Raw genomic sequence first — 18,775 nt, 5'->3', positions numbered from 1 at the left:
CGCTAACTGAGCTACCATTTTAGCTGCCTGCAAGAGATAATAAACCATCGCGAATCGTTTGCAGTAAACGTTCGTCGGCTCCTGCCTCAAGCGCTGTTTGGGCCACGACCCGCGCTTGGGTAACCAACGGCCCAAATGGCGAATTGGTCTGGGGGTCGAGCAATTGCAAGCCTTGAGCAGGAATAATTGCCATCCCAACCGTGACTGGCGGGTGGTTATGGCGATAAATCGCAACGCACGCCTTGGTAAAGCGGCTAACAAAACGCGAAAGCCGATTCAGATCAAGGGTTGAGTTATTCGAGTAGCCCCAATCTGGCCGCAGTTGGCAATTTTGCATTAAGCTATTGGTCGTCCACAATACCTCATCGCGGTTGTATGAATCGATATAGCGTTTGTTGCCATTGGGCGTTGCCAAATTGCAGCCAAAACTATTGCCATAAAGCGCAACTTCGATCGGATCGATCCAGCCATCGGGCGGCTCGAAATAATCATCATTCGGGGTGACAAAAGCCGTCAGCAGAATCCGGCGACCGGTGATGATCTGCGGCTTTAGGCGTGTGTACGCAGCATTGGTCATAGCAGCACACCAGCTAGAGAAGAATAGAATAGCGTTGTGGCCTAGTATACTACACAAACTCAGCTTTAGGCGGTGCTGCTTGCCCGCCAGCAGAATTCGGGCTTGCGATGCAAGAATCTCCATCCAGCCTATGCTAGACTTCGCACAGTTGGATGGATTCTTTGGTTTAATGGTGGGTTCTTGGGTTTCGCCACCCTTCCGTCCCTCCGCCGGAGGGAAACGCAAGGGGTTTTCATCCCCCTGCACCGCCTAAAATAAGCTTTGTGGACTGCATAAACAGCTATAATAATCGTTGGGCTGATAACGCATTTAAAGGTTAAGTTGCATGTGTTTTGAAAGGAATTAGGCTATGGCTGCTGAATTGAGCTTGCAAATTTGTAAAAGTGCCGATCTTACGCCTGATGTTGGCCAAGCCATTTTAGCAATGTGTAGCTTGGCCTATGACGAAGATTTTGCGCCCTATCTCAAGTATGCCAATCCGGTGCATGTGTTGGCTTGGCTTGATGCAGAATTGGTGAGCCATGCGATGTGGGTGGAGCGCTGGTTGCAAATTGGCGACGAAGCACCGCGCCGCACGGCCTATATCGAAGCTGTAGCAACCCATCCCGATTATCAAAAACGCGGCTATGCCAGCCATGTGTTGCGCCATTTGGCCACAGCAATTGATGATTTTGAGCTAGCAGCGCTTAGCCCTTCAGATGCAGCTTTTTATCAGCGGCTTGGCTGGGAACTGTGGCGTGGCCCGTTGGCGATGCGCACTGAGCAAGGCTTGGCGCCAACGCCAGAAGAAGAAGTGATGATTTTGCGCCTGCCCAAAACTGGCCCGCTCGATTTGGCTGCACCAATCTCCGTCGAATGGCGTGAGGGCGAGGTCTGGTAATTAATTCAGCTATTCGATCAACGCTTGATTGCTGCTCCGGTTAGCTAAGAACCAAGTCGAATTAAACGCTATGGCAGGTTAAAGCAACGCTTTTGATCGTGAAGCGATGCGCTATGCTACAATGCGCGTTGGTAAACTAAACAAGCCCATGCGTGAGGATGTGATTATGGCCCTCCATGAATTGACGATTGCCGAGGCCCGCGCTCAATTAGATCGCGGCGAGATTACCTCGGTGCAACTGACCGAGGCTCTGTTGGAACGCATCAGCGCGGTAGAGCCAACCCTGCATTCCTATTTAACGCAAACGCCCGAACTTGCGTTGCAACAAGCCCAAGCCGCCGATGAGCGAATCAAAGCTGGCAATGCAAGCAGCCTAACTGGCATTCCGTTAGGCATCAAAGATGTGATTGTCACCAAAGATGTGCGCACCACCTGTGGCTCGAAAGTGCTGGAAAACTGGGTTCCGCCCTACGATGCCACGGTTGTCAGCAAGCTCAACGAGGCTGGCACGGTAACCCTCGGCAAGCTCAACATGGATGAGTTTGCAATGGGTTCGTCGAACGAAAATAGTGCCTTTGGTGGCACGCGCAACCCATGGGATACCGAACGGGTGCCTGGTGGCTCGTCGGGCGGTTCGGCGGCGGCGGTTGCTGCTGGCCAAGCCTTCGGCACGCTCGGCACCGATACTGGTGGCTCGATTCGTCAGCCTGCTGCGTTGTGTGGCATCGTTGGCTTGAAGCCGACCTACGGGCGGGTTTCGCGCTATGGCTTGGTGGCGTTTGCCTCATCGCTCGATCAATGTGGGCCATTTGCACGCACGGTTGAAGATGTGGCGCTGCTGCTCGAAACGATCGCTGGCCATGATCCCAAAGATTCGACCAGCGCTAACTTGCCAGTGCCCGATTATCGCGCTAGTCTGACCGGCGATATTCGCGGCCTCAAAGTTGGCGTGCCCAGCGAATATTTCGTCGAAGGGATGGAGCCTGGAGTCGAGAAGGCGGTACGCACGGCGATTGAGCAGATTAAGGATTTGGGCGCTGAGATTGTAGAAGTTTCATTGCCCCACACCAAATATGCCTTGCCCGTGTACTACATTATCGCACCAGCAGAATGTAGCACCAACTTGGCCCGCTTCGATGGCGTGCGCTACGGCGTGCGTTTGGAAGGCAAAGGCCTGTTTGATGAAATTGAATCAACGCGGGGCCAATTATTTGGCGCTGAAGTGCGCCGCCGGATTATGCTTGGCACCTATGCGCTTTCATCGGGCTATTACGATGCCTACTATCGCCGCGCCCAACAAGTGCGTACCCTGATTCGTCGCGACTTCCAAGAAGTTTGGAGCAAGGTCGATCTGCTGGCAGCGCCAACCTCGCCCACAGTCGCCTTTAAAATTGGCGAAAAAACCGATGATCCAGTAGCAATGTACCTCTCAGATGTCTGTACTTTGCCAATTAACTTGGCAGGCGTGCCCGGCTTGGTCGTGCCCTGTGGCTTTAGCGACAATTTGCCAACTGGCCTTCAATTAATTGGCAAGCCGTTTGATGAAGCAACTTTGCTGCGCGTCGGCCATGCCTACGAGCAAAATAACAGCTGGTACAAACAACACCCAAGTTTGTAACCAAGCGTTTCGTAACCACGAAGAGCGCGAAGACCACTAAGTAATGAACCTTCGTGCTCTTCGTGTCCTTCGTGGTTAAAAAGCTCAATCCCCAACAACTGATCCCCGATCCCCAACTTCAACTATTGCAATCTAGCATTGCCGCCGCTACCATTGAGCTACGAAAGCATCTAGGAGGGAGCCAAAGCCATGACCAGTTATAGCATCACTGGGCGGGTGATTCGGGCAATTGATCTTGCGCCGCTGGCCAATGTGAGCGTGCGCTTTATCTCGCAGGCGGGCTATTTGAGCAATATTGCCAATCGTAGCCTCTTGCCTGCTGGCCAAGTCGATTGGACGCGCTCGTTGACTGGGTTTAGTGGCACGCGCTGGGAATGCTGGGAACAGCAGATCAACGGCAAAGTGCCGATTGCATGGGGCGATTTTCGCGATGGCGCGTTGATCTACAACCCGCATTTGAACGATGATGGGCGGGTGTTTCAGCGCGAAAAAACCTATTTGATGCCCGAAGTTTCGCCTGCCCAAGAGGTCAGTTGGACGCGCAAAATCAGCGGCTTTGCTGGCACGCGCTGGGATTGCTGGGTGCAATATATCGATAAGCGCGTGCCAATTAGTTGGGAATCGTTTCGCGATAATGCATTAATTCATAATCCGCAATTGGTTGCTGATAGTCGATTGTTTCAAACCAGCAAAACCTATCTGATTCCCGAAGTTTCGCCAGTTGCTCGTGCTGCCTGCGAAGTCAAAACCGATGCCCAAGGCAATTATCGTTTCGACAAGATTGGCGCTGGGGCGGTTGGCTTGCTCGAAGTTAATGTAGCTGGCTATACACCAGTGCGTGTGCCAGTGATTGTCAATAATACTATCAATCAGCCAATTAATGTGCGGGGTGGTGGCAGCGGCGTGCGTTCAGCGCACCCTAGTTATAATGCTTTACACCCCAAAGTGCGGGCAATTATTGATCAAGCATTGTTGATGCTTGGCGATGAAAAAACCGTCTACGATGCCTTGCCCACTAATTTGCAGCAAATGTGCTACGGAGCGCAATTCGCCAGCAATCCCAATCATCAATATTACAAAGATATTGTTTGCGCCGATTTGGTAAGCATTTGTTTTGCAGCAGCAGGCTTTAATATTAAGTGGCAAAGCAATGCCAACCCACATATGGCCCAATATTATGCGCCAGGCCCAGCTACGTTGCAAGAAATCAGCGATGCTAACGATTGGCAACCAGGCGATGTTTTGGTGTTTGGGAACAATGGTGCGGCCCAAGCAGGCCATGTTAGCTTATATGTTGGCCCGTTTCAAGGCACCGATCGCTCTGGAACCAATTATGCTTTGAGTGCCAATTTTGATGTGATTGAGGCCAGCATGAATTTTGACCTTGCCAATGGCCAGCGCTGGGGCTTGGGCAATATCGCCACCACGCGCCAGCAATGTTTGCAAGGCAAACGTGGCTACCAATGGGTCAAGCGGGTGCGGCTGAAAGAAGTTGCAGCGTTAATCTAAATTGCGATAAGCTGAGCTGACGATCCGCAGTAGCGCTAAACTGCGCTACAATGGGGTATATCGTCATTTCTCAATGTGGAGGAAAGACCCTCATGGAACGACCAATTCGGGTGTTGGTGGCCAAGCCTGGGCTTGATGGCCACGACCGTGGCGCAAAAGTAATCGCGCGGGCCTTGCGTGATGCAGGCATGGAAGTTATTTACACTGGGTTGCAACAAACCCCGCAAATGATTGTCGAAGCCGCGTTGCAAGAAGACGTTGATTGCATCGGCTTGTCGATTCTCTCTGGGGCGCACATGACCTTGCTGCCCAAAATAACCACGATGTTGCGCGAAAACGATGGCGCGGATATTTTGGTGGTTGCTGGTGGCATTATCTCCGATGAGGATGCAGCGATTTTGCGCAACGAGCATGGCATTGCTGGGATCTTCGGGCCTGGCTCATCGACCCATGCAATTATTGATTTTATTCGTGAGCATGTTCAGCGTAGCTCGGTAGAAGGGTAGGTTGGGCGTGGAACTTGTTGCAAAGGCTCGTGCTGGCAATCGTCGGGCACTGGCCCGCTTGATAACCCTGGTTGAAGCTGGCGATGCCCAAGCCCAAACCGCCTTGGCTGCGCTGTATCCTTACACTGGCCATGCTCATATCGTTGGGGTAACTGGCGCGCCAGGCACTGGCAAATCGACCTTAGTGACGCAGTTGGCCTTGCATTGGCGCAGTCTTGGGCGCACGGTCGCTGTGCTGGCGGTCGACCCAACCTCGCCATTTAGTGGTGGCGCAATCCTCGGCGACCGAATTCGCATGCAATCCTTGGGCGGCGATAGCGGCTGTTATATTCGTTCGATGGCTAGTCGTGGCAGCCTTGGCGGTTTGTCGCGGGCCACTGGCGATGCGGTGAAAGTGCTCGATGCGGCGGGCTTTGATATTGTAATTGTCGAAACGGTTGGCGCTGGGCAAGCAGAGGTCGAGATTGCCCGCGAAGCGCATAGCGTAGTGGTCGTCGAAGTGCCAGGCATGGGCGATGATATTCAAGCAATCAAAGCAGGCATCTTGGAAATTGCCGATGTGTTTGTGGTTAATAAAGCTGATCGCGAGGGCGTTGAGCGCACCGTGCGCCAATTGCAGATGATGCTGCATCTTGGCAGCGGCGAGCATCGCGATGGCTGGGAGCCGCCGATTGTGCAGACCGTTTCTAATACTGGCAAGAATATCGCCGAAGCAGCGGCGGCGGTTGAACGCCATTTTGAGCATCTGAAAAACAATAATTTGCTTGAATTGCGCGAACGCGAACGGATTGAGCGCGAGTGGAAAATGATTATGCGCGAAAGCCTCTTGCGCCAATTATTGCAACGGCTTGAGCCACAGCAGTATGAACAATTACTCAATCACATGGCCGAGCGCCAGCTTGACCCCTATGCTGCTGCCAAGCAGGCGATTGAAACGGTTTTGGAATTGAGCTAGATTCAATTCTTTTACCCCAAGCCCACTCGTTGCAAGGGTCGGTTGGTTGCCATGATTGCTGATCACCACCCTTCCGTCCCGCCTCAAGGCGGGAAATGCAGAGGGCTTTAATCCCCCTGCACCCCCTAAAATGGATTGTGTACCAGTCGGCGTTTCACTGATAAACCATGAATTTCATGGTTTATCAGTGAAACAAAACCCTACCCTTAAGACCTATTGAACGCGAGCCAGCGCTTGGAGTGCGAGAACTGCTTACTTGCGCTCAATCAAGAGCACTTGGGGCACGCGCACCAGCGAATCGAGCTTAAACGAGCGGCTTTCGCTGCTGACCACCAAGCCTGTTGACGAGCCACCATCAAGATTCAAGGCCGCGTCGATTGCAAGATTTTGCTGCACTAACCACTGGCTTAGCTCGGTCAGGGTAAAGCTTGGCCAGCTACAGACAATAATCAACAAACGCCCAGCCTGATCGAGCGCAATCACGCTGCGCCGAGCTTTGTCGCCATCGTCGTTAGGCTGCTCGATTGCTGCGCCATGAACAACGAGCATCGGTGCAGATTGTAGCGCTTGATTCAGCAATTCGCTGCTATCGTAGGGTTGTTCGCGCAACGAACGTAACGACCATGCATCAGCACTATCAACTGCCAGCATGCCGCCAAAGCCATCGTAGGATGTGCCATTAACCACGCCATCGAAAATCGTCAGCGCCGTAGCTCGTCCTTGGGGGTCGAAATAGCCGCCGTTGATAACCGCAACTGGCTTGAGCGCCGCAGCCCATTCGCTCACGCGACCAGGACTTGCCACATCGTAGCCAATTCGCAAGCGAAAATAGGCAGGATCGATGCGCAAGACTTGAACATTGGTCACATCGTAGCCAATTTCGCGAAACTCAAGGCCTGGTTCTAAGCGTTGCCATTGATTATCGACCGTGGTTGGTTCGGCGCTATTGGGCGCAATAATCGGGGTGCTGGTGCCACTTGGTTTGAGCACCTCTTGCATATCCGATCGCGAACAACTGATTAAACCCCAAGCAAGGAGCATAATGAGGCTCAATCTGAATAAAAAGTGCATACTAATTCCTCACACAAGAGCGTTCATCCTACCATAATCATTGCATCTGAGGGGTAGGCATAGGTTGAAGGATGCAGTATGAGGGATACCAGGTATCTACAGCGTATGGAGGGGGGCAGCGATCAGCTTAAACAGCGCGGCATTCTAACCCCTCGGTTTCTAGTAGTTGCTGGCTAGCGATACCATAAACCAGCGATATGAATATGCACGGCGTGAACATTCAATTCAGTATATTGTTGAATGCTTTCGATCACCCGTTTGCGCAGTGCATTGACGATTGGTGGCAATTGCTCGTGGATAAACGGAATTAATTTGAGGTGCAGCACAACGCTGGCGCGCTCATCAAAGCGGGTTTGCGGCTCTTGATCATTTTTTTGATCGTTTTCGGCGCGGCCCTCGGCGAGCAATTCAGCGCTTTCGAGTTGGGTTTCATAAATGCCTTCAATCGTGCCGCTAACCGACTGCACGATTTGGCCAATCACCCCAATATCGATGGTGGTGGTATGGCGATTACTGCGAACTGAACGCACAATTGATTGTTGTTGGGGCATAATTCGCTCCTTGGCTAACGAGTGGGCGTGGCGGTTGGTTGTGGGCTAGCGGTTGGTGCAGCTGCCCCTAAAGCGATCCGGAGACGCTCCAAGGTACTGCCAATGCTGACTAAATCTTGTTCGACGCTATCAAGGCGGTTGGTCAAGGCCGCATTGGCGGGAATCGATTCAAGCTCATTAAGCCGCGATTGAATGCTCAACAACGAATTGAGATTCGAATCGATTTGTTTTTGGAGGCTATCGAGGTTGGTTTCACGGGTATTGAGGCTGCTCTCAAGCGTTTGCACTCGTTCGCGCAAGCCATCGACCGAGCCACGCAGATCGGTCAAGCCCCGTAAGGTCGCAGCCTGATCGGTCTGGACGATGATTGCGGTTTGTTGGGCTTGCTCCAGCGCGCCAATGCGCCCAGTGCTATCGGGAAAGCTCACCCCAACATTGCGTGGCCCATACCACATCACTAAGAGCGCCAACGCCGCCCCCAAGCCAGCACTGACAATAATCGTCAAGGCAGAGCCAACAAGGGTGGCCAAACATCCACGTTTTTGTTTAATCACAATTGGTTTCGGGGCATCGGTTTGTTCGCTCATTTGATGTGGCTCTCCATACCATCCGCAGATGGTCGCATTTGGCTTAATAATACTCGAATCTAGCCAATACTCAATATGCTCAGAAATGTAAAATATAGCTTAAACATGACCATAATCAAGGCTTAACTTTGGGCTGCTAGCATAGGCCAATTTGAGTAACGAGAATGGCTATGCAGTTGCAGGCACACAGTAGTTTGGCGCTTAATCAGCTGATTCGCTTGGCGTATCTGATGGCGATTGTCGTTGGCAGCTTCGGGCTTGGCCTGATTGGCTATGGGTTTTGGCTGGCAAACTTCGATTGGTGGCATTGGCTGTTAATCGGCCTTGGTGGTTTGTGGCTGCTGCTGCAAATTGGCCTGATTGTCATATTGCAACGCAAACGGCGGGCAATTGAGCAATTAACTGCCGTGGTTGAGGTCTTGGCAACTGCCGATTTGAGCGTGCGCGCGCCCAATTTGGGCACTGACGAGCTGGGCGAATTGGCTCAATCGATCAATCTGGCGGCTGAGCACTTCACCACTTTGCTCAGCAACCAACGGCGTGAAACCCAGCGCGAACGGGCAATTTTGGCCGCAATCGACGATGGTGTGATTGTCTGTGATCAGCTTGGTCAGATTGTATTGCTCAACACTGCCGCCTACAACATTATTGCCATGGCCGAAGCAGAGCGCTTGCAAACCAACCACGAACAGCCGAATTTGAGCGTGCGCTTTTATGCAGCACTCGAGGCCGTGCAACCAGCCTTGGATCAAGCTTTGGGGCGGCCACACATCAAGCCCGCCGAACGGGTCTGTTTTGCTGGGCGCACCTATCGCTTGAGCGCCAACCCGATTTGGGTCGACGATCAGCGCATGGGCGCGGTGGCAATTTTGCAAGATATGAGTGCGCGGGTTGAGAGCGAACGGCTGCGTAGCGATTTTATGGCCTTGGCGGCCCATGAATTGCGTTCGCCGTTGACCAGCATTCGCGGTTTTGCCGATATGCTGTTGTGGAGCAACCCTGAGCATTTTAGCCCCGAAGAAATCAGCTATATCGAGGGCATTGGCCGCAACATTCAACGCCTGACCGAACTTATGAACGAAGTTGTTGATTTGGCGCGGCTGGAAATTCAACGCAACGAACATACCCCGCAACCAGTTGATCTACGCACTGTATTGAGTGCAGTACTTAATGAATTTCGGCCACGAGCTGAGCGCAAAAAATTGCAATTAGAGTGTGTATTGCCCAACCAATTACCGTTATTGAGCCTTGATCCGCTGCATTTGCGTCAAATTAGCCACCACCTGATTAGCAATGCGATCAAATACACCCCTGAGCATGGCCAGATTCAAATCGAAGTTCAACAGCGAATCGATGATGTGCTGGTGTTGGTGCGCGATACAGGAATTGGCATTTCGCTGCGTGAGCAACCGCGAATTTTCGGGCGCTTCTTTCGCAACGACAACCCATTATCGCGGGCAGCAGGCGGCACAGGCTTAGGCTTATCAATCGCTAAAGCCTTGGTCGAAATGAACCATGGCTCAATTTATTTCGAGAGCATTGAGGACGCAGGCACAACCTTTTATGTGGCCTTTCCGCTGGCCTTGGTCTGCGAACCCTTGCCCCAGAATCCCGCCAGCAGCTTGACGAACGGATAGTGTAGGATTATTTCTTCGCTATGAACTGAGGAATGCCAAGTTCATCATTCAATGGTTAGATTCTACTCAATGTCATTTAGGGGGTGCAGGGGGATGAAAACCCACTGCGTCGGGACGGAAGGCTGGTGAAACAAGCTGCCAAGACTTAGGATTTAGCGTGGCCCCCAACCAAGCCCAAATTTATTCGCATCAGAAATGGTAAACGGCTGAGCAGGCCCGCCCTCTGTCGAAACAACCCACAAATTGAAACGTGGGCGATTATTTTGTAGATCGTCGGGCATGCCCCATTTGGCCAAAAAGACAATCCATTTGCCATCGGGAGACCAACGCGGCTGAGTTACGCCACCAATGCTCTTGGTCAGCGGGTGCGGGTTTGAGCCATCGGCGTTCATCACCCAAATTTGGCGGGTAATTGTGCGCTGACTATCGCCAGCAACATAGGCGATTTGTTTGCCATCAGGCGACCATTCAGCATAATGTTCATCGCGATCGCGGGTTGGGTTGATAATTTTTAGCTGGCTGCCGTCGGGCTGAATAATCGCCAAGCCCAATTGTTCGATATTCTCGACAATATCGCGGCTGGTAAATACGATGCCTTGCTCGCCCCAAGTTGGCATTGTGCCCCACATTTTGCTCACCTGCTGGCCTTCAGCTTGGTCAAGCCGTTGGATGTAGATGGTTGAGCTATTTTCCTTCAAATCGTCCAAGCGGCGGTGGGCATAGACCACACTTTGGCCATCTGGCGACCAGCTAGGGTATTCGCAACGCCCAACATCATTGGTAATGCGCCGTTGATTGCTGCCATCAACATTCATCACATACACTTGCTCGCGGCCATCGCGCTCGGAGGTAAAGGCGATTTGTTGGCCATCAGGCGAAACCACCCCGCCATAATTTGCGCCAAGCGTGGTCAATTGCTGCGGCTCGCCACCCATGGCCGGAATTCGATAGATTTGATATTCGCCATCTTTGGCCCGCATGCCAACAAAGAAATAGCCAGTTAGGCCAGCAACCAAGGGCTGAACCGTCGAGGTTGGGGCAGGTGTGCTAGTTGGGGCAGGTGTGCTGGTTGGGGCTGGCGTTGGCGTGAGCAACGGGGCCGACGTGGCACTATTATGCAACAACGCAGGAAAATAGATTTGCGCATTGGGCGAAGCTTCAGCAGCATTTTGCTGCCGCACGAGGCTCCAAATTGTGGCGCTGAACCCACCCAAACTTAGGCTACCAACTAAGCCAAGCCCAAGCCAATGTCGCCAAGTGCGCGGCTGAATCAAGGGCTTGGTGCGAATGATCGGCAATTTGGGGCTTGCTGGCTGAATCGAACGCCAAGCAGTCATCAATTCTAAGGCCAATTGGCCAGCAGATTGCTGACGATCCGCTGGCTCCAAGGCCAAACCGCGCAATAACGGCTGATCTAAAACGCTTGGCAAACTGGGCCGCAGGGCCGAAGGCGCTGGCAAGGCCTCGCCAATTAAGCGGGCTGGGGCTGCCAAGGGAGCGCGACCAGTCAACAAGGCATAAATTGTTGCCGCTAGCGCATAAATATCCGAGCGCGCATCAGTTTGGCCGCGATATTGCTCTGGCGGCGAATAGCCAGCAGTTACCGCGCGCCGCAAGCCCAAGCTCGAAACCTTGAGATCACGGGCAATCCCAAAATCAATGAGCACTAAACGACCATCAGGCGTGAGCTTAACGTTCGAGGGCTTAATATCGCGGTGAAGCACTGGTTGCGGCAGGGTGTGAATATATTGGACGGCGGTACACAGTTGTTGCGCCCATTCGACAACCCGCTTGGGGGCGATGCCATCGTGCTCGGTTGCCAACAAAACATTGAGATCAACGCCTTCAATATAATCCATCACGACACAGGCATGGCCTTCGTGCACAAAGTGATCGCGAATGCGTGGCAACGATGGATGGGCCAGCCCAGCCAAAATCGCGGCCTCTGCTTCCAACATCTCAGTAACTTCTGCTTCAGCGGCAATACTTTGTTTAACCGCACATAGCCCACCGATTTGTTTATCGTAGGCGAGCCAGACAGTGGCAAAACCACCTTTACCAAGTTGTTCTACAAAGCGATAGCGTTCACGCATATTTTTAGTTGGGGGTCGGTTTTTGGGGGCTGGGGGTCAGGAAAGAACATAGAACATACAAGTTATGATTCAAGCCCTGTAATAGCCACAAGCCACCCACCCAATTCCCATTGACCAATTTCTAATAGCCAATAATCCATAGCCTTGTCTTCGCGCTCTTCGTGCTCTTCGTGGTTTCGTTTCCCTTGCCCCTGAAAGCTATTATACTCGTATTACCACGAAGGCCAGCGATCGTGGCGCGTGCCATCGGAGAGCGCTTCGACCTTGCCAGTCGCCAGATTTTGCAGATAGATGCCCCAATGCTCGTTGCGAAAGCTCTCAAAAGCCAAATAGCGGCCATCAGGCGACCAGCGCGGCCAGCGGTTTTTGCCATTGCCAAGCGTGGTCAATTCGCGTGGCTCGCCACCGCTGGTTGGCACAGTATAAATTTTGGTGCGGCTATCATTATCGCCAGTCATAAAGGCAATCGTTTGGCCATCGGGCGCCCAATCGGCCCAAAAGGCGCTATCATCGACGCTCGCCAACAAATATTGCTTGTTGCTGGCCAAATCAAGCACCACAATTTCATATAAATCGCTGGTTTGGCTATGAAAAGCGAGCTTACTGCCATCAGGCGACCAAGCAGGGCCGCCTTGCCAGCCACCCTCAGCGGTCACGCGCTGCACATTCGAGCCATCTGCATCCATAATATAAATATCGAAGCTGTTGTTATTGCTGCGATCGCGGTCACTCTCAAAGGCGATTTTGCTGCCATCAGGCGACCAACGAGGAGCACGACTTTCGCCTGGAGCAGCGGTCAATTGTTGCTCATCACTGCCATTGGCATTAATTGTAAAAATCTGTTCAAGCCCATCAACGCCATGCGAATAGGCCACTCGGCCATCGCTGCGGCGCCGCGAGGCAATCGCATTATCATCGTGATGCGGTACAACTTCGCTTACATTACCCGATGGAATATCCAAACTGAGCAAATTGTATGCGCCACTGTTGCCTACGCGCGAGGAAATTATCAAATCGCCAGCGGCGCTATCGGGCAAGGCACTGAGTTGAGTTGGCACCAGCGGCGTTTGCAGTTGATTCGAGCGATTCAGATACCACCAGCCTGCGCCGCCGCCAACCACCAACAACAGCAGCAGCACCCATGGCCAAACTAGCGCTTTGCGAGCAGCAGGCAGCGTTGGAATTGGCGTTGCTTGAATTGGCCGTGGCGTTACGTTGGTATGGCCATAACTTTGTTGCTGTTGAACTTGTGGATTGACCTGCGTTGGTGCTTCAGCGCCGCGATAGGGCGCAGCTTGGGGCAAAATCGCAAATGGATCAGCGATTGGCACCATTGGCAAATCGCGAATGCGCTCTAGTTCGGCGCGCACAACCGCCGCCGAAGCAGGCCGTTCATCAATGTGCAACGCGGTTAATTGGGTAATCAAGCCATCGAGCGCAGGCGAAACCCAATCGACGCTTTGGCTAACTGGCGGCAAACGCAAGCCACTGGTCACGCGTTCGTTGGTTAAGAGCACATACATCGTTGAGCCAAGGCTATATAAATCGGAGCGTGGCTCGGTTTGGCCGCCATATTGCTCAGGCGGAGCATAGCCAGGCGTGCCAATTTGAATCGTATCTTGATGTTGGCCCTCTTTGAAACGCCGCACAATCCCAAAATCAATCAAAATAACTTTGCCTTCTGGCGTGCGCATAATGTTGGCGGGCTTAAGATCGCGAAAAATCAGCGGCGGACGTTGGTTGTGCAGATATTCCAGCACATTACATAATTCAATCGCCCAATCGACCACTTGTTGCTCGCCGAACGGGCCATTGAGCCGTTTTTGCAAGGCCGCCAACGATTCGCCTGGCACATAGCCCATCACCAACATCCAACCATCGTCGACAGCAAAATAATCGAGCACTGGCGCGAGATTGGGGTGGCTCAAACTGGCCAAGGTATGGGCTTCTTGTTGAAACAAATGAGCCAGCGAATCACGTTCTTCTGGGCGCATATGAGCAGTAGCAAAATATTTGATCGCCACATTGCGCTGCCCCAAGCGACCATCGGTGGCCAAAAAGACCGCCCCAAAGCCACCACTGCCCAAGGGCCGCACAATCGTATAGCGCTCTTGAATAATTGTGCCACTTTTCAACATGCCAATTGCCTCACCACATTGCACTTAACCATAACATTGCTATTATAGTCGATTCACTGGGCAAAATATAGCTTATGTGCTGAGGCACAGCCCAAATTCGGCGGGCGGGTGAGAAAACTTATTCCTGAATTGAAGCCTTGGCTGGTTGATAGCGCATCAGCAACCACCACACAATCAACGCGCCACACAGGCCAAAGCCCAAAAAGAGCGGCGTGGCAGCGAGGTTGAGCAAAAAGCGCCAATAGCGCTCTAGCACAATCAAGCCATAGCTCGCCAACAAACCAATAATCACAGAGGGTTTTTGCTTTGGTGTAAGTTGTTGATAGCGCTGGAGCAGCCATGCCACTGGAATCAGCAGCAATACCAAATAATGGCTATGCACCACTGGCAATAGCAAGAGGGTCAGGATGATGATCAAGCCATAATCAAACCACAAACTGGCTGGTGTTGAAGCGCTACGCCAACGCTGCAAAATACTAATTCCTGAGAATAGCGCAATTGCTGCCGCCACGCCAGAAGCCAAAAGTTTGCCCAATAATGGTGCTTCGATCACTGGTTTAAGCGTGAGTTCAACTAAATTATTGGCGCTCAAATAGGCATAGCGATACTGGTGCTCGGTAAATAGACGCTCGAAAACTGGCCAAATCGATTGGTCGGCAGCATTAGCAGGGCCGCGTAAACTTGGCAACACATCAGTAAAGAAATGCAGCGTCGTAGCCCAACCGCCACCTGCAAAAATACCGACGAGCATTGCACCCGCCACGCCAAGCAGCACCCCAAGGCTGGCAACATAGCGCCGATGCAACAAGAAAATCAGCCCAAAGGCCAAGGGATAGACTTTGATCACCGCTGCAACGCCAATCAACGCGCCTGCCAAAAGATCGCTGCTAGTGCTTGGTTTGGCGCGTAACAACAGAGCTAAAGCACAGGTTAATAGCGCCAACAGCAGTATATTGACTTGGCCCAACAGGAGCGTATCGTAAAACGGCGGGGCTAAAATCAACAGCCCTAAACCAAGCAAGCGCTGTTGCCACGAAAGCTGCGCCAAACGGCCAAGCAGCCACCACATTGCAACAAACAAGCCAATATTGGCCACAAACCAGAGCGTTTTGGCTTGGGCGAAAGGTAAGCTGGCTAATGGCCGCAATACTGCCGCAAAAAATGGCGGGTAAATATACAACGGATGGGCCATATGCTGGCCATCAATTGTCGCTGCCCGTTGCATTGCCGCGCCATCGTAGAGCGTTTCGTGCTGATTCAAGGCCCGAGCCGCCACATAATAGGCCGCAAAATCATAATGATCAGGCACGCGGATTAAACTTGGCACCACCCGCACAAAGCCAACTACTGCCAAGGCCAAACCCAATAATCCCAGCATTGCATACATTCCATACGGTCGAGCCAACCAACGCCGCCAATTTGTCCGCACGCCGTGCACCATCAGAATCTCCCTAGCAATTAAAGCAAACTGCGAGAGAGTGTACCACGCAACTGCTTAAACAAAAAAAGCCTCTCGCTATCCAACGAGAGGCCAATCAAGCGTGATTGCTTATGGTTCTTCGCGCAAATCAACGCTCAGAATATTCAGGACTGTCCACGGTGCGCCGATTGCTGTGCGACTCGGATTGCCAAACCACAACACTTTCGGCTGCGCTCCAATCTTTTCGGTAAATAGCGTATTGCCATCGAGAATGAAGGTTTGCTCGCCATTACGCTGTTGAATCGTCAAGTTGTGTTCGGTTGTATCAATTTGGCCGTTGGTATAGGGCAAACGAATATCTTTCAGCTCAGTATCTGCTGTTTGGTCACGATGGAATTCGACAATCAGGCCTTGATTTTCATCCTGCCAAACGCCGCTCCAACTTGTGCCAGCCCGATCAGTTTCGCCACACGGCGTAGCCATCGCATCGGCCAGCATAAAGCCAGTGCCTAAGGCCGTCACATCGGAATAGCGAAAGGTAATGTTGAGCGTAAAGTTGTTGGCAGGAAAGAGCGTATCGGTAATCGTGCGCACGACTGGATAACAATTAGCATTGGTCGCAGCCAGTTGCAATTCACCGTTATTCAGCTGAATGCTGCCATCGCGGCTTTCGCCAGCCCACAAGCGTGGGTCAAGCGTGCTGCCATTGAAGGTATCGCCAACAATCTGGCCAACTGGCGTGGCGGTTGGCGTTGGTGGCAAGGCGGTTGCAGTTGGTTGGGCAACCGCAGTTGCCGTTGCCACCGCAACCGTGGTTTGTTGCACATCTGCAGTAACGGTTGCATCAAGAAAAATCTTAATTCGGTCGCGCCGTGATTGGGTATCTTTATAAAATGGGTCTTGGCGCAAAATTTCGTCGTATTCGCTCAAGGCCAAGCCATATTGGCCGGTTTCTTCGTAGGCCGTACCCCGCAGATAGCGTGCTTCTAAATCGACGTTAAAGGCAGCTTCGGTTGCAGCAGTAAAGGTCTGAATTGCATCGGCGGTAGCTCGCGGCACATCAAGCGTCGGAATTTGGGTTGCAGGCGGAATTGCCGCCAACGCAGTAGCAGTTTTGGCACTATCGCTCAGCAAAATCCCTTCATCACGGGTAACGGTTGGCAAACCATTGTTGGCAATTTCGGTTGCATTCACAAACGCATTGCTCTTGGGCTTGAAAATAAACCATGCCCCAGCCAATAAGGCTAAGCCAATAAACACCCCGAGCACAATCAAGCCTGTGCGGTTGTTGTTTTCGGCTGGGCGTTGCGGCAAGGCCGAGGGCGCTGGCCCAAGATCGCGGTCGGGCAAGAGCAATTGCTCAAGCATCGCCTGATCGTATTGAGCAGTATTGCCCCGACCTGGCGGCACCGGAATCGGCGAGCTTTCCGAGGGCACGTAGCGTTGGGTTGGGCCATCGGCAGGTGTGCTGGGCAACATCGAGGGCGTAAAGCCAATCACTGGCAAATCGCCAGCTGATTCATGGGTGCTGCTCGTTTGGCTCAAGGCAACCACAAATTGCTCAATAGTAGCAAAGCGTTGTTGTGGCTGTTGGCTGAGCGCTTTGACTATCGCGCTCGAAACCGCTGGCGAAAGATCAGGCCGCCGCACATCAGGCGGGGCAAAGGCCATCAATGGTTGGGTGTTGGGGTCGGTTCCGGTCAGCAAATGGTGCAGCGTCGCGCCCAAGGCATAAATATCCGAGGCTGGGGTGGCAGCTGCGCCGCTCCAAATTTCGGGGGCTGAATAGCGCGAGCCTGCATTTTTAGGGCAGCCTGCTGGAAAACCGCCAAGCAATTTGATGCGGCGGCCATCTTGCAGCACAATATTTTGCGGCTGAATATCGCCATGGACAAAGCCTTGGCTATGCAAATAGCGCAAGCCTTCGGCAATTTGCTTGGCCCAAGCCAGCACCACGCCTTCGCGCAAACGCGGCCCGAGCGCCACATCGGCCAAAGTTTGGCCCCGTGGATACTCAAGCACCAAATAGCGCTGGCCATGCTCCTCAAACAGATCATAGACCGAAGGCAGGGCAGCTTGGTTTAACTGGGCTAAACGCTGCAACGAAGCTGGATCTAAAACACCATCATTGAGTTGGCGTAAGGCAACTTCGCGCCCTGCCATCTTGCCATCGACCGCCAAGTACATCACGCCGCATTCATCGCGAAACAGCTCGTTGCGTACTTGGTAGCGTCCTTGTTGAAACATGGCCTGTCCACTCATAGCTGCTACATCACGCTAGCGTTGCCATTGCAACACACATCGGCCAAAACGAATTTCATCGCCAACATTGAGGTTAACAATTTGGCGAGCTTGTAAGCGTTGTTTATTGACGGTTGTTCCGTTGGTGCTATCCAAATCTTCAAGTTGCACCACGCCTGCCCGAACGAAAATTCGCGCATGGCGACGGCCAACACCATCAGCCAAGCCATTATGTGGGTTCAAATCAACATCTGGATAGTTATTCGAAACTGCATCTTCGCGGCCAACCACAATCTCAGCTTTGGCTGGAAGATGAATCCGCGTGCCAGCCGCTGTCACGAGCACAAACCCTGCCAACGATTGAATGCCAACTGGCGCGGCAGCAATTGGGGCAGCAACTGGCGGCTTGGGCGTAACTGGCGCTGGTGGCGGCGTATAGACTGGCGCTGCTGGCACAACTGGCGCAGCCTGGACTGGCGGCGTATAGCTTGGCTGCGGCGCGGGCGCAACTGGTCGAGCGGCGGGAGCAGCAACAGCGCCAGCCAACAACGAAGCTCCACAATTATCGCAAAATGCCTCGCCAGGAATAACCGCTGCCCGACAGCTTGGACAGGTTGGGCTGGCGGCGTTGGCAATTGGCTGCGGTGCTGGATAGGTTGGCTGGGGCGCTGGCTGCACGCTTGGCGCAACTGGCGCGGCAGCGGGTGCAGCAGCCACTCCAACATTCAGCGGCGTACCACATTCATCACAAAACGCCTCGCCAGCAGTCGCAATATGTTTACAGGTTGGGCATTGAATGCCGCCAGCAACGGCTTTGGGTGGGGTGACAGCCGCCGCCACAGTTGGCAAACGATGCCCACACATTTCGCAAAATAAGGCCCCTGTTTGGTTGGTCGCATTACAGACAGGACAAGCAATCATACAACGATCACTCCACAATCATGAAACTCTGTGGCAACGATAGCACGCCGCGTTCCTTGATGTCAATGCAA

15 protein-coding genes are annotated in these 18,775 nt (G+C 52.8%); 6 read left to right on the top strand and 9 right to left on the bottom strand.

Features of this window, described 5'->3' with window-relative positions; translation table 11 throughout:
- Window positions 1–19: 19 nt before the first annotated feature.
- Entirely contained in the window at window positions 20–577 is a 558-nt protein-coding gene (locus tag SE18_RS12190) for a hypothetical protein (protein ID WP_054534737.1), read from the bottom strand.
- A 349-nt stretch (window positions 578–926) separates the two neighbouring features.
- Here SE18_RS12190 and SE18_RS12185 point away from each other — a divergent pair, with 349 nt between their 5' ends.
- The 5 genes from SE18_RS12185 to meaB all read left to right on the top strand — a co-directional run bounded on the left by SE18_RS12185 (window position 927) and on the right by meaB (window position 6,045).
- A complete protein-coding gene (locus SE18_RS12185) occupies window positions 927–1,457 on the top strand; it encodes a GNAT family N-acetyltransferase (protein WP_054534736.1) in 531 nt (176 codons plus the stop codon).
- 163 nt (window positions 1,458–1,620) lie between these two features.
- The gene (gene gatA / locus SE18_RS12180) at window positions 1,621–3,075 is read left to right on the top strand and encodes an Asp-tRNA(Asn)/Glu-tRNA(Gln) amidotransferase subunit GatA (RefSeq protein ID WP_170206277.1); all 1,455 of its coding nucleotides are present in this window, start codon (window positions 1,621–1,623) and stop codon (window positions 3,073–3,075) included.
- A gap of 189 nt (window positions 3,076–3,264) precedes the next feature.
- Complete coding sequence (locus tag SE18_RS12175) at window positions 3,265–4,584, top strand: NlpC/P60 family protein (RefSeq protein ID WP_054534734.1); 1,320 nt, start codon at window positions 3,265–3,267, stop codon at window positions 4,582–4,584.
- Window positions 4,585–4,676: 92 nt separating this feature from the next.
- A complete protein-coding gene (locus tag SE18_RS12170) occupies window positions 4,677–5,090 on the top strand; it encodes a cobalamin B12-binding domain-containing protein (protein ID WP_054534733.1) in 414 nt (137 codons plus the stop codon).
- A 7-nt stretch (window positions 5,091–5,097) separates the two neighbouring features.
- Complete coding sequence (meaB, locus tag SE18_RS12165) at window positions 5,098–6,045, top strand: methylmalonyl Co-A mutase-associated GTPase MeaB (RefSeq protein WP_083469874.1); 948 nt, start codon at window positions 5,098–5,100, stop codon at window positions 6,043–6,045.
- 252 nt (window positions 6,046–6,297) lie between these two features.
- Here the strand turns inward: meaB and SE18_RS12160 are convergent, their stop codons facing one another.
- From SE18_RS12160 to SE18_RS12150, 3 genes are all read right to left on the bottom strand, one after another.
- Entirely contained in the window at window positions 6,298–7,116 is an 819-nt protein-coding gene (locus SE18_RS12160) for a phosphodiester glycosidase family protein (protein ID WP_083469873.1), read from the bottom strand.
- Window positions 7,117–7,289: 173 nt separating this feature from the next.
- Window positions 7,290–7,667 carry an Asp23/Gls24 family envelope stress response protein gene (locus SE18_RS12155; protein ID WP_054534730.1) on the bottom strand — a complete coding sequence of 126 codons (378 nt, stop codon included), beginning with the start codon at window positions 7,665–7,667 and terminating at the stop codon, window positions 7,290–7,292.
- A 14-nt stretch (window positions 7,668–7,681) separates the two neighbouring features.
- Window positions 7,682–8,254 (bottom strand): hypothetical protein, encoded by a 573-nt coding sequence (locus SE18_RS12150; RefSeq protein WP_054534729.1) that lies wholly within the window; start codon window positions 8,252–8,254, stop codon window positions 7,682–7,684.
- 170 nt (window positions 8,255–8,424) lie between these two features.
- On the opposite strand from SE18_RS12150, the gene SE18_RS12145 reads away from it, so the two are divergent.
- Window positions 8,425–9,891 (top strand): HAMP domain-containing sensor histidine kinase, encoded by a 1,467-nt coding sequence (locus SE18_RS12145; RefSeq protein WP_054534728.1) that lies wholly within the window; start codon window positions 8,425–8,427, stop codon window positions 9,889–9,891.
- A gap of 152 nt (window positions 9,892–10,043) precedes the next feature.
- Here the strand turns inward: SE18_RS12145 and SE18_RS12140 are convergent, their stop codons facing one another.
- From SE18_RS12140 to SE18_RS28145, 5 genes are all read right to left on the bottom strand, one after another.
- Window positions 10,044–11,984 carry a protein kinase domain-containing protein gene (locus SE18_RS12140; RefSeq protein ID WP_054534727.1) on the bottom strand — a complete coding sequence of 647 codons (1,941 nt, stop codon included), beginning with the start codon at window positions 11,982–11,984 and terminating at the stop codon, window positions 10,044–10,046.
- A 212-nt stretch (window positions 11,985–12,196) separates the two neighbouring features.
- Complete coding sequence (locus SE18_RS12135) at window positions 12,197–14,122, bottom strand: protein kinase domain-containing protein (RefSeq protein WP_152976632.1); 1,926 nt, start codon at window positions 14,120–14,122, stop codon at window positions 12,197–12,199.
- A 118-nt stretch (window positions 14,123–14,240) separates the two neighbouring features.
- A complete protein-coding gene (locus tag SE18_RS12130; protein ID WP_054534725.1) occupies window positions 14,241–15,563 on the bottom strand; it encodes a glycosyltransferase family 87 protein in 1,323 nt (440 codons plus the stop codon).
- A gap of 108 nt (window positions 15,564–15,671) precedes the next feature.
- Window positions 15,672–17,789 carry a serine/threonine protein kinase gene (locus SE18_RS12125; protein ID WP_054534724.1) on the bottom strand — a complete coding sequence of 706 codons (2,118 nt, stop codon included), beginning with the start codon at window positions 17,787–17,789 and terminating at the stop codon, window positions 15,672–15,674.
- 30 nt (window positions 17,790–17,819) lie between these two features.
- Complete coding sequence (locus SE18_RS28145; protein ID WP_083469870.1) at window positions 17,820–18,704, bottom strand: double zinc ribbon domain-containing protein; 885 nt, start codon at window positions 18,702–18,704, stop codon at window positions 17,820–17,822.
- Between the last annotated feature and the right edge of the window lie 71 nt (window positions 18,705–18,775).

This window comes from Herpetosiphon geysericola (genome assembly GCF_001306135.1).
GTDB classification, from domain to species: domain Bacteria; phylum Chloroflexota; class Chloroflexia; order Chloroflexales; family Herpetosiphonaceae; genus Herpetosiphon; species Herpetosiphon geysericola.
The sequence above is the reverse complement of the archived record's forward strand: the minus strand, read 5'-3'. Positions and strand labels throughout refer to the sequence as shown.

Coding starts and splice junctions, on each gene's coding strand:
- SE18_RS12190 (WP_054534737.1), bottom strand. CDS start 577: ATGACCAATGCTGCGTACACACGCCTAAAGCCGCAGATCATCACCGGT.
- SE18_RS12155 (WP_054534730.1), bottom strand. CDS start 7,667: ATGCCCCAACAACAATCAATTGTGCGTTCAGTTCGCAGTAATCGCCAT.
- SE18_RS12175 (WP_054534734.1), top strand. CDS start 3,265: ATGACCAGTTATAGCATCACTGGGCGGGTGATTCGGGCAATTGATCTT.
- SE18_RS12130 (WP_054534725.1), bottom strand. CDS start 15,563: ATGGTGCACGGCGTGCGGACAAATTGGCGGCGTTGGTTGGCTCGACCG.
- SE18_RS12135 (WP_152976632.1), bottom strand. CDS start 14,122: ATGTTGAAAAGTGGCACAATTATTCAAGAGCGCTATACGATTGTGCGG.
- SE18_RS12150 (WP_054534729.1), bottom strand. CDS start 8,254: ATGAGCGAACAAACCGATGCCCCGAAACCAATTGTGATTAAACAAAAA.
- SE18_RS12185 (WP_054534736.1), top strand. CDS start 927: ATGGCTGCTGAATTGAGCTTGCAAATTTGTAAAAGTGCCGATCTTACG.
- SE18_RS12170 (WP_054534733.1), top strand. CDS start 4,677: ATGGAACGACCAATTCGGGTGTTGGTGGCCAAGCCTGGGCTTGATGGC.
- SE18_RS12160 (WP_083469873.1), bottom strand. CDS start 7,116: ATGCACTTTTTATTCAGATTGAGCCTCATTATGCTCCTTGCTTGGGGT.
- SE18_RS12125 (WP_054534724.1), bottom strand. CDS start 17,789: ATGTTTCAACAAGGACGCTACCAAGTACGCAACGAGCTGTTTCGCGAT.
- SE18_RS12140 (WP_054534727.1), bottom strand. CDS start 11,984: ATGCGTGAACGCTATCGCTTTGTAGAACAACTTGGTAAAGGTGGTTTT.
- SE18_RS28145 (WP_083469870.1), bottom strand. CDS start 18,704: ATGATTGCTTGTCCTGTCTGTAATGCGACCAACCAAACAGGGGCCTTA.
- SE18_RS12145 (WP_054534728.1), top strand. CDS start 8,425: ATGCAGTTGCAGGCACACAGTAGTTTGGCGCTTAATCAGCTGATTCGC.